Here is a 10948-nt window from a genome sequence, read left to right as displayed (position 1 = left end):
GAGCTGACTGTTACTAATAGGTCGAGGGCATAACCAAACATGGTGGTAGGATAATGGATGTAAAAGATTCTTTGTATGTAGTTTTGAAGGTACATCATAATAGATGGGATGAGAGAAGCGATACCTAAAAAGGGTATCGTTTTTTGTTGTTTGCATAGGGGTCAGACCCTTTTGCACTCCGAATTCAGAATATTCTTAAACTATCTTATAATAGATCAACCTCCTTGTTCCCATTTACAATCCAAGAAGGTTGATCTATTATAAGGTGATTTGAGAATATTCTGAAAATGGACTGCAAAAGGGCCTGACCCCTTTGAAATAGGCTTGAATAAGTTTCAGCTTTGTGGTATGATTTGAAAAGTTTATTTCAAAGTGCATCCGCGGTAAAGAAACGGATCTTGATTGAAAGAGATACAAAGAATTATTTTCAGGAGAACAGAATGAAGGGAAAAATTAGGAAAGCCGTAGGAAAAGTTTATTCTTTGGCAGCATCAGTTAGTTCACACCACACAGGGGCATATGCGGCACAGGCGGCATATTTCTTTGTGTTGTCATTAATCCCGATCATTTTACTGCTTCTTACATTGGTGCAGTTCACACCGGTGACTCAGCCGGATGTAATGGCTGCGGTAAAGCAGGTTTTTCCAAGTTCTGTGGAGGGATTGATCGTATCGATCGTGAATCAGGTATATGCTCAGTCAGGAACTGTCATCCCGGTTACGATCATTGTTGCATTGTGGTCAGCAGGCAAGGGTGTACTTGCTATGACTTCGGGCCTAAATTTGATCTATGAGAATACAGAGTCAAGAAATTATATTTATCTGCGTTTCAGGGCATCTTTTTATACAGTCATATTTATCCTTGCGATCGTACTTTCCCTGACACTATCCGTATTCGGTAACAGTATCAGTCTGGTCGTGTATAAGCATGTACCGGTGCTGACGAAAGTGATGGATCTAATCATCCGTATCAGGACACTGCTGACACTGGTCGTGCTGACACTTTTCTGGGATCTTGTGTATAAGTTTCTGCCGGACCGTACCCATCTGTCAAAGACCACCATGAAGCAGCAGCTTCCAGGCGCAGTATTTACATCATGCGGATGGCTGCTGATGTCCTTTGTGTTCTCTATTTATCTGGATATTTTTACAGGCTTTACAGATATGTACGGCAGTCTGACCACGATCATTTTGATTATGCTGTGGCTGTACTTCTGTATGTATATCATTCTGCTTGGAGGAGAGCTCAATGCACTGCTGGAAGGATATGGGCGCAGATGGGAAAGATAGAAGAACTTGTTGTTCATGTATGAAAGGTCTGTTTTTTAAAGAGGGAACTGTCCCTTTACAAAGCAGACTTTAGTTTCCCGAAAAATTGTTTTGGCAGCAGTGCAGTCATGCCTTCTCTTGTAAAATGTTATAGTTTAGCAAATAGGAATGGAATCACAAGTGATCTTCTAAGAGACATTTTCACAAGTCAACAATAGAGTGATAAAGATAATAACTTTGGGTAATAACAATAAAGATAATAATAATAAAGAATAAAAAGTACTTGATTTCATTGCAGAAAAGTTTTATAATAAATCACATGCAGATATAGTTCATCGGTAGAATGCTAGCTTCCCAAGCTGGAGAGGCGGGTTCGATTCCCGTTATCTGCTCTATCTCATTACAAGAAGTCCTAATTTTAGGGCTTCTTTTTTTGACTCATTTTCTTGGCATCGGGATAAAGTGCAGATGATTTTAGTCTCAACTTGGCTTAACATTTAAACGTATTGATAATCCACCATAGCCTGTTTTGTTGATCTCATATATCTAAACAAAATCTTAATAGATCCTCCCATAATTTTATCACCGCCTTAATAGAAAAGGTACTATCATAAAAGTAAGAAAAGAAGGTGATGATAATGTTGACAAATTTAATTTTAGGAATTATTGTAACAGCAGGTGCATTATATGGGTTTTATCTGATGAAAGGCTTGGACTGTTTCATGGATGAGGAGCAGAAGCTCCATAAGGCAGTCAGAAAGAGGGAATATGCTGTGATATTTGGGAAAAGCAAAGAAGTGGAGCAGATTTCAGCCTGGTTTGAACAGGCAGGGATTCAGCCGATTTATATGGAGACTCTCTATATTGACAGGGATTGGAAGCATGTGGAATATCTGGCGGCTGTCTCTAATTCGGATATCGATAATCTGTCCGCATGTACCCTGTTCCGAAAAATGTATCCGAAGGCGCAGATTTTCAGCCTCTGTAATGAGAAGGCAAATATGAGATTGTACCGGCAGGCACACTTTACCGTATTTACAGAAAAAGAGGAACTCATGCAGCGTCTGGAACTGCTGATTATGGAAAACGAGGTCGGTGCAGCATGAAATTCTTTACAAAGCGTTTGACACAGACACAGATGATCGTGATCGGCTATTGTCTGATCATATTTATAGGGGCAGGGCTTCTCATGCTGCCAGTCTCCACCAGGTCAGGTGTGAGTACTCCGGCGGTGGATGCCCTGTTCACTTCAACTTCCGCCGCATGTGTGACAGGACTTGTGATCGCAGACACATTCCAGTACTGGTCCACATTCGGACAGTGTGTGATCCTTGCGATCATCCAGATCGGCGGACTTGGATTTATGACGATCGGGGTCTTTTTTGCGATCGTCCTGAGAAGGAAGATCGGACTTTGGACTAGAGGCACGCTCCAGGAGAGTGTGAATATCATGCAGGTCGGCGGAATTGTCAGGCTGGCAAAGAAGATCATAGTAGGGACACTTTTTTTCGAAGGGCTGGGAGCCTTGATCCTGGCGTTTCGGTTCAGTGAGAACATGAGTCTTGGAAAGGCAGTTTACTTTGGGGTCTTTCACTCCATATCTGCTTTCTGTAATGCAGGATTTGATCTGATGGGAGAGAATGGGGCTTATTCTTCTTTTTCCCCCTATTATAATGACTGGGTAGTTAATCTGGTGATCATGAGTTTGATCATTATAGGTGGTATCGGGTTTTTCGTGTGGAATGATATTTCGGTAAATAAGCTTTCCTTTAAAAAATACCGTCTCCACACAAAGATCGTATTGATCTCTACATTTATACTTGTTTTTGGAGGAGCTGCGCTGCTCTTTTTCTTTGAGCAAAACCATACGATCGCAGGGATGCCCCTTGATGACAAGATCTTATGCTCCTTATTTGGATCTGTGACTGCAAGGACGGCAGGCTTTAATACGGTAGACACAGCAGCTCTGACGGACAGCAGCAAGCTTTTGACCTCTATACTCATGTTTATCGGCGGAAGTCCGGGATCAACGGCGGGTGGTATCAAGACGACCACCTTTGTGGTGCTTCTTGTGTATGTACATGCGAACTTGAAAAAAGAAGCACATTGTAATATCATGGGAAGAAGACTGGATGATGGGTCTATCAGAAAGGCAAGTGCTGTATTATGTATCAATTTATTTTCCGTTATACTGGCAGTATTGATCATCATTACTGTACAACCCGTACCTGTCACGGATGCCGCATTTGAAGTGATCTCAGCGATCGGGACTGTGGGTATGTCTACGGGGATCACAAGGGATATGGTGACGGTCTCAAAAATAGTTTTGATTTTCCTGATGTACTGCGGCAGGATCGGCAGTATGACATTTGCATTGTCACTGCGCGGACATAAGACCGAGCCGCCGGTGAAGGTGCCTGCAGAGCAGATTATGATCGGTTAGATTAATGGAGGGATAGTAAATGAAGACAGTATTGATTATAGGTCTGGGAAGACTGGGACACCATCTGTGCATCAATATGTCACAGCTGGGAAATGAGGTTATGATCGTAGACCGGGATGAGGAGTGCATGCAGGATCTGCTCCCTTATGCTACAATGGCAAAGGTGGGAGACTGCACCAACGAGGATGTTTTAAGAAGCCTGGGGGTAGGAAATTTTGATATTTGCTTTGTATGTATAGGTTCTAACTTCCAGAGCAGTTTAGAGATCACCAGTCTGATCAAGGAGATGGGTGCAAAATATGTAGTAAGCAAGGCAAATCGGGATATCCATGCGAAGTTCCTGCTGAGGAATGGGGCAGATGAGGTGATTTACCCTGACCGGGACATTGCAGAGCGTCTGGCAGTTAAACACAGCGCGAACCATGTATTTGATTATATTGAACTGACAGAAGGCTATTCTATTTTTGAAATTCCGCCGATGAAGGAATGGGTCGGGAAAAGTATCCGTCAGCTGGCGATCCGCTCGAAATATCATGTCAGCATCCTGGGAATAAAGAAAAACGGACATCTGCAGCTTCTGCCGCAGGCTGACAGGCTTCTGGATGAAACAGACCATCTGATGGTAGTGGGACTTAGAAAGGATATTGACCGGATATTGGCAAATATCGAGTAAGATGTTATGATGGAATCAGATAGGCCACAACTGCTTGGAATCTGATCTGTGAAGAAGCGGTGATGGCATGGAAGAGGGATCTGCTGAAGATCCAATAGAAAGGACCGTGGAGGTATGAAAGAAGCTGTGAAGGCTGTCAGAACTGTCAGAAATATTGCGAAGAATAAAAAGGTGAATTATGCACTGCGGACTATTTTGATCGTCCTTACAGCCAGCCTGGTCTGTCTGATCTTAAACCAGGCTGGTGTGGCAAAGGAAAACTGTCTGATGGTGTTTATGGTGGGCGTGCTCCTGATCAGCGTGTTTACACGGGGATATGAGTACGGGATCATAGGCGCTATTGTCAGTGTTATGATGTTCAACTACTTTTTCACGGTTCCTGTCCACACGTTTGCAATTATGAATCCCAACGACGTAGCTCTGATGGGATTCTTTTTGTTGGCTGCCTGTATTTCCTCCAGTCTGACTGCACGGTTCCAGAAACAGCTTTTGATCGCACAGCACAGTGAGGAGACGGCGCTTCGGCTTTATGAAATGTCTGAGAAGTTCATTAATGTAACGGGGAAAGAGAATATCATACAGCTTGGGATCCGGTATATTTATGAGCACACCGGGTATGATTGCATCGTGGAGCTGGAGGGAGAGACGATCGGTGCCGGAGCAGCAAAGGAATATACATCCAAGGATTACCTGATGTTTCCGATCATCGGGATGGTCAGGCAGCTGGGGACCTTGAAGGTATTTAATCATAACCAGGGGCTTGTGGCAGAGGCAGAGATGCTTGTGAAGACGGCTGCCAACCAGATCGGGATCGCGCTGGACCGTGAACTGATCTATGCGGAGCAGGAGCAGATCAAGCTGGAGGTTGAACGGGAGCATATGAAGAGCAGCATGCTCAGGAGTATTTCCCATGATTTCAGGACACCGCTTACCGGGATCATGGGCGACTGTAGTTTGATCCTGGAGAATCACTCCATGGGGATCGAGGCAAAAAACGGCCTGGTCCGGGATGTGATGGAGCAGGCGATGTGGCTGATGAAAATGATGGAAAATATTCTGAGCATGACCAAGATCGAGAGCGGACAGCAGTTTATCGAGAAACATCAGGAAGTGGTGGATGATGTCATCTATGAAGCTGAGAAGCATGTGATCGGCCTTAAGAATAAACGCAGCTTTCGGATCACACTGCCGGACCGGGTTGTTGTGGCTGAGATGGACAGCAAGATGATCATGCAGGTACTGGTAAATCTGCTGGATAATGCGATGAAACATACGGAGGACAGTGGATATATCAGTTTGAATGTTTCCTACCGTCATGGCCGGGTATATTTTGTGGTGGAAGATGATGGAGATGGGATCGAGGAAGGGATGGAGGAGAAAATATTTGATGAATTTGTATCCCTTTCTGATAAGAGCACGGACCAGAAGAGGGGAATCGGACTGGGTCTCGCGATCTGCCGGGAAGTGGTAAAGGCCCATGGCGGAAAGATATGGGCCGAGAACCGCTCAGAAGGTGGTGCGAGATTTACATTCTGGCTGGAGGCAAGACAGGCAGATCAGACGGACAAGGATTGACAGGTGGTAAAGAATGAAGGAAAAAAAGACAATTTTAATTGTAGAGGATGATAAGTATATCGTAAACTTTATGAGCATGACTTTGAAGGATGAGGGCTATGGTTACTATGTGGCAAAATCTGTGAAGGAGGCGATCAGCCTTTTCTATGCGAACCAGCCGGATATGATTCTGCTGGATTTAGGACTGCCGGACGGGGAAGGGATCGACGTGGTGAAAAATGTCAGGGAGCTGTCGAATACGCCGATCATCGTTGTGTCGGCCAGGCAGGAAGAGCAGGAGAAGATCGAGGCCCTGGATGCAGGGGCGGACGATTATGTGACCAAGCCGTTTTATATGGGAGAGCTTTTGGCCAGAATACGGGTTGCCATGCGTAAAATAGAGAGCATGCCGGCAGAGAGTGCGGAGGAGATGTTCCAGCAGGATTATCTGACTGTAGATTATGCAAAGCGCAGTGTTCTGATCGACGGAGAGGAGATCCATCTGACTCCCATCGAATATAAGATCTTAGTGCTTCTGATCGCCAACCGGGGAAAAGTGCTTACACATAATTATATACTAAAGGAGATCTGGGGATACGGAGAAGGCGTGGAGGCAGGAACACTTAGAGTATTTATGGCAACTTTAAGAAGAAAGATCGAGAAGAATCCGGCGGAACCGAGGTTTATTGTTACCGAGGTAGGGGTGGGGTATCGGTTTAAGGAGTAATCTGCAGGCCGGATAGAAAGAACTAGAGTAAGGAAACACAGAGGAGCACGGTCTTTTCACGGATCGTGCTCCTTTTTAATTCCATCATTTCCGACTTTACAGCTTTGTATTCACCGCCCTGAGTATATCTGCGATCTCACGTGATTCAGGGAATATCTGATATTGGGGCTCCCGGATATCTTCCAGATAGTGGGCATCGGAGCTGCTGACGATACTGCAGTTTAAAAAGTAAGGATGCTCCTTCTGGATCCGGTGCAGGTTCCTAAGGTCATGGATCTCTGCACAGGTAAAGGTGCTGTCAGGAGGCACGAAGCCCAGGTTGCTCAAAAGGCTGGTGGAGGTCTTGTCAATATGTGCAGGGTAAGCGATCCCGCCAAATGAGCCTGCAAGAGGGACTGCTTCATCGAACGGGATATCCGTTGCATTGATCAGCAGGTTGTCTATTGTACCGACCACCTCGTCCTTTTCATTCATGATCTGCTGTTTTCCGAAGATATCCTCTCGATTGCGAACCGGCATCAGGTGTTCATAGACATACCGGTCAAAGGAAAGGGCATGGTCCAAGGTATCAAAGAGGCAGATGACGTGGACTTCCTCAGCGGTGCACAGTTCCATTCCGGGAATTACGATCACACCGTAATTCTTCCCGTGGAAAATAGCTGCAGGGCAGTTCCTGCAGCTGTTGTGATCCGTCAGGGCGATCACATCTAAACCCTTGACAGCAGCCATCCCTACGAGATTGGCAGGTGTCATATCATCATCTCCGCACGGGGAAAGGCAGGAGTGGAGGTGAAGGTCATAATAAAGCGGTGTCATGCCTTTCCGGCCTCGTGTACCTTTAGTGCCATATCAAACACCGGCAGGCTGCAGGCAAGCACGGCGATCCCTTCCTTCTCTGCCTGAGCCAGCGTTCCTTCATCCAGCTTCACACCTTCTGCCAGAATGATGCAGGCAACATCTGTCAGAGAGGCAACTGCCAGTGTATTCTTGTTCCCCATCACTGTAACCCATACACCGTCAGCCGGGGCTTTGCCCATGGCGATACTTAAAAGGTCACAGCAGAATACCTTGGAGATCTCCCGGTCAGGGTCTCCTTTTACCAGGACCTGACAGTCCGGCAGGGCCAATACCGTCTTAAGCTTCATAGAATTCATTCTCCTTTCTAAGATACAATGATCCGGCAGTGAAACACCGGGTTCAGGGTGATTCTTTCTTTTGTTCCGGTACTCCAAAAGAATCTAATTCCGTGGTAAGTTTATGGATATATTCATGCAGAAGCTTTGTGCTTTCGTCTTCGAATCCGCAGGTCTGTCCGGAGGCTTTAGAGAGAAAGTCGATCTCTTTGGACAGGCTGGCAATATGCTCACGGAGCACGTAGATACAATCATTGCTGGTCGCCACACCACGGACGATATCTTCTGCCAGAGTCTGGCAGGTAGGGGCACCGCAGGAGCCGCAGTCGAGTCCGGGGAATTTTTTGGTCAGTTCTTCCACCGTGCTCATCATCTCCAGGCTTTCCTTAAAAGTATTACCAAGCCGGAATACAGGTTCGTATTCCACATTGTCATCCCAGTAGAGATTCTCGATCTCCGGGTGGGTGGACAGATGGCTCTTGGAAACAGGCTGATACCGGATCAGGCGCTTGGTCTTAGTAGTAGCCACATAAGCATTCTCAACGGTCAGAGTTCCCCCGACGCAGCCGCCGTTGCAGGCATTTAGCTCAATGAACTTTAAGCCGTGGATCTTCTCATCCTCGATCGCCTCAAGGACACGCAGGATATTGACGATCCCGTCTGCTGCCAGATAACTGTCGATCAGAAGACCGCCCACTTCACCGCCTGCATTTCCCCAGCCAAGTCCGATGCGGCCGGAGCTGGAAAGCGGCTTAAGCTGACTTTCATCCCTGCTCATATGGGGCAGGAGAAGCGGATAGACATCTTTGATCGCCACCACATTGTCGATGTTGCTCTTGGCGATCCCCAGGGGGGCCTTTGCATAAGAAACCTTTGACGGACAGGGGGAAATAAAGATGATGCCGATGTCACTGGAGGGCAGTCCGGTCTTTTCTACCGCACGCGCCCGGGCGATCTCTGCCGCGATCTCGACCGGGGGCTTGATGGGAAGGAGCTTGGAGATCAGAGCAGGGAATTTTACCCGGATCAGCCGGACAACAGAAGGACAGGCAGAACTGATGAAGGGCCCTTCCTCCGCGTGTGCCTTGATATATTCCCGGGATGCTTCCGAGACAAGCTCAGCGGCAGCACTGACCTCAAATACATCGTCAAATCCCAGCTTCAATAATGCATTCAGAACGATATCCACATTCGTCAGGTTATTGTACTGGGCATAGAGAGATGGTGCAGGCAGAGCAACCGTATACTTATAATTGTTCAGTACATTCAGGGAATCATATTCCGGTATCTTGGCATGGTGCGGACAGTAGCGGATGCACCTGCCGCAGTCGATGCAGAATTTATCGATGATATGGGCCTTCCCGTTATGTACACGGATCGCCTGGGTGGGGCAGTATTTGATACAGTTGATACAGCCCTGGCAGGCAGCTTCATTGAGACGGACAGAACGTATGAATTTATCCATGTGGCCTCCTTTCTATCCAAACCAGGAAAATCGTAAAATCAGATGAACACCTTCATCGTGACGGTGGTCCCGACACCGACCTCAGAATCTATGTGGAAATCATCAGAATATTTCTTCATGTTCGGCAGTCCCATACCGGCGCCAAAACCAAGGGAACGAACCTCCTCAGGGGCGGTGGAGTACCCCTCCTGCATTGCTTTTTCGATATTCGGGATCCCGGGGCCTTTATCAGCCAGGACCATTACGATCTCTTCATCGGAGATGGTCACCGTAAGAGTCCCGCCATTGGCATGAATCACCATATTGATCTCGCCCTCGTACATGGCGATGGCAACCTTACGGATCGCTGAATTATCAACTCCGAGCATCTTTAGTTTATTCTTGACCGCGCTGCTTGCTTCCCCGGCGCGCGTAAAGTCGTCTCCGGGAATTTCATATGTAAATACTAACTGTTCACTCATCTAAGCACCTCCCCGCATCCCATGTTCGTATAATATTCCGCATGTGGTGAACATATAATGTTTTGTGGCAAGGACAGCCATGCCTTTTGCACGCGCAAGGGCAATGATGTTCTCATCAGGCATCTTGCCCCGTACAAAGATGATACAGGCAATATCAAGCATCTCAGCAGTCCGCACGACCTGCGGATTACATAGTCCTGTGATTAAGACAGAACATTCCCCGGCGTAGGCAAGAACGTCGCTCATCATGTCGGCTGAGAACACTAATCTGGCATCCAGGTCCAGTAATTCTTCACCGTATAAAACTTCGGCGTTGAGTAGTTTCTGCATTTCTCCTATTGTCATAAGCCCTCCTATCATCCTGAATAAAAGGATAAAATCTTGTGAAATTCAGGTCGAAGCGGATAGTCCTAAGCCCGCTGCGTTACTTCCTTATAACCTCATAGCTGCTTATCAGCAGGAGTTTTTACTTCCCAGATGAGGTTAAAATCTTGAACTTAGTATAGCATCAGTATGTTTAAAAAGCAATCATGGTAATTGTGCTAGTTGTATAAAAAGTGGTTGACTTATAGATAAGGAAAATGTGAAAAGAGTAAAAATAGTGACGAAAATGAGAATGGATATCAGGTAATATATACAAAAATGTGAGAAAATAATGCTGGAATATTGTGCTATATTATGGTATGATGAAACAAAATATAGTCCAAAAAAGAAATGGAGGTTAAGCGATGCTCGCAAAGAAACAGACAGTTCCATTTTCAGGAACAAAGGAACAGGAAGATTCATTATTAAAAGTAATAGCTGAGCTGAAAGATGAGAAAGGCGCACTGATGCCGATTCTTCAGAAAGCTCAGGATATTTACGGATATCTTCCAATAGAGGTACAGACGATCATTTCGAATGAAACAGGGATTCCTCTGGAAAAGATTTATGGTGTTGTAACATTCTATTCACAGTTCACATTAAGCCCCAAGGGAAAATATCAGATTTCCGTCTGTCTTGGAACCGCATGTTATGTAAAAGGCTCCGGGGATATTTACAATGCTCTGATGGAAAAACTTGGGATCGTTGGCGGGGAGTGTACACCGGACGGGAAATTCTCTTTAGATGCATGCCGCTGTGTAGGTGCATGCGGACTTGCACCGGTCATGATGATCAACGGCGAAGTATACGGACGTCTGACGGTGGATGACATTGACGACATTTTAGCAAAATACGAATAAG

General features: G+C 46.0%; 12 protein-coding genes and 1 tRNA gene. 8 read left to right on the top strand and 5 right to left on the bottom strand.

Annotated features, from left to right (window positions below):
- Positions 1 to 440: 440 nt before the first annotated feature.
- The 7 genes from AC4OGX_RS08250 (at position 441) to AC4OGX_RS08220 (ending at position 6665) form a co-directional block, all read left to right on the top strand.
- The gene (locus tag AC4OGX_RS08250; RefSeq protein WP_493329720.1) at positions 441 to 1289 is read left to right on the top strand and encodes a YihY/virulence factor BrkB family protein; all 849 of its coding nucleotides are present in this window, start codon (positions 441 to 443) and stop codon (positions 1287 to 1289) included.
- 300 nt (positions 1290 to 1589) lie between these two features.
- A tRNA-Gly gene (locus tag AC4OGX_RS08245) sits at positions 1590 to 1660 on the top strand.
- Positions 1661 to 1906: 246 nt separating this feature from the next.
- On the top strand, positions 1907 to 2374 hold the full coding sequence (locus tag AC4OGX_RS08240) for a hypothetical protein (protein WP_493329718.1): 468 nt from the start codon (positions 1907 to 1909) through the stop codon (positions 2372 to 2374).
- A complete protein-coding gene (locus tag AC4OGX_RS08235) occupies positions 2371 to 3711 on the top strand; it encodes a TrkH family potassium uptake protein (RefSeq protein ID WP_493329717.1) in 1341 nt (446 codons plus the stop codon). Before AC4OGX_RS08240 ends, AC4OGX_RS08235 begins: the two co-directional genes overlap by 4 nt.
- A gap of 19 nt (positions 3712 to 3730) precedes the next feature.
- Positions 3731 to 4384, top strand: a complete 654-nt coding sequence (locus tag AC4OGX_RS08230; protein WP_493329715.1) for a potassium channel family protein — start codon at positions 3731 to 3733, stop codon at positions 4382 to 4384.
- A gap of 114 nt (positions 4385 to 4498) precedes the next feature.
- On the top strand, positions 4499 to 5959 hold the full coding sequence (locus AC4OGX_RS08225; protein WP_493329713.1) for a sensor histidine kinase: 1461 nt from the start codon (positions 4499 to 4501) through the stop codon (positions 5957 to 5959).
- 13 nt (positions 5960 to 5972) lie between these two features.
- On the top strand, positions 5973 to 6665 hold the full coding sequence (locus tag AC4OGX_RS08220) for a response regulator (RefSeq protein WP_493329712.1): 693 nt from the start codon (positions 5973 to 5975) through the stop codon (positions 6663 to 6665).
- Positions 6666 to 6761: 96 nt separating this feature from the next.
- On the opposite strand, the gene AC4OGX_RS08215 is transcribed toward AC4OGX_RS08220, so the two are convergent.
- Genes AC4OGX_RS08215 through AC4OGX_RS08195 form a run of 5 tightly spaced genes read right to left on the bottom strand, consistent with a single transcriptional unit; the run spans position 6762 to position 10069 of the window.
- Entirely contained in the window at positions 6762 to 7481 is a 720-nt protein-coding gene (locus tag AC4OGX_RS08215; protein WP_493329710.1) for a PHP domain-containing protein, read from the bottom strand.
- Positions 7478 to 7810 (bottom strand): hypothetical protein, encoded by a 333-nt coding sequence (locus AC4OGX_RS08210; protein ID WP_493329709.1) that lies wholly within the window; start codon positions 7808 to 7810, stop codon positions 7478 to 7480. Before AC4OGX_RS08210 ends, AC4OGX_RS08215 begins: the two co-directional genes overlap by 4 nt.
- Positions 7811 to 7862: 52 nt before the next feature.
- The gene (locus tag AC4OGX_RS08205) at positions 7863 to 9263 is read right to left on the bottom strand and encodes a [Fe-Fe] hydrogenase large subunit C-terminal domain-containing protein (RefSeq protein WP_493329708.1); all 1401 of its coding nucleotides are present in this window, start codon (positions 9261 to 9263) and stop codon (positions 7863 to 7865) included.
- Positions 9264 to 9301: 38 nt separating this feature from the next.
- Positions 9302 to 9724, bottom strand: a complete 423-nt coding sequence (locus tag AC4OGX_RS08200; protein WP_493329707.1) for an ATP-binding protein — start codon at positions 9722 to 9724, stop codon at positions 9302 to 9304.
- Positions 9725 to 10069: a DRTGG domain-containing protein gene (locus tag AC4OGX_RS08195; RefSeq protein WP_493329706.1), complete on the bottom strand. Its 345-nt coding sequence runs from the start codon at positions 10067 to 10069 to the stop codon at positions 9725 to 9727. It abuts the gene before it with no gap.
- A 383-nt stretch (positions 10070 to 10452) separates the two neighbouring features.
- On the opposite strand from AC4OGX_RS08195, the gene AC4OGX_RS08190 reads away from it, so the two are divergent.
- The gene (locus AC4OGX_RS08190) at positions 10453 to 10947 is read left to right on the top strand and encodes an NADH-quinone oxidoreductase subunit NuoE family protein (protein WP_493329705.1); all 495 of its coding nucleotides are present in this window, start codon (positions 10453 to 10455) and stop codon (positions 10945 to 10947) included.
- Position 10948: the final 1 nt, after the last annotated feature.

The organism is Faecalicatena sp., assembly GCF_058819085.1.
The sequence above is the reverse complement of the archived record's forward strand: the minus strand, read 5'-3'. Positions and strand labels throughout refer to the sequence as shown.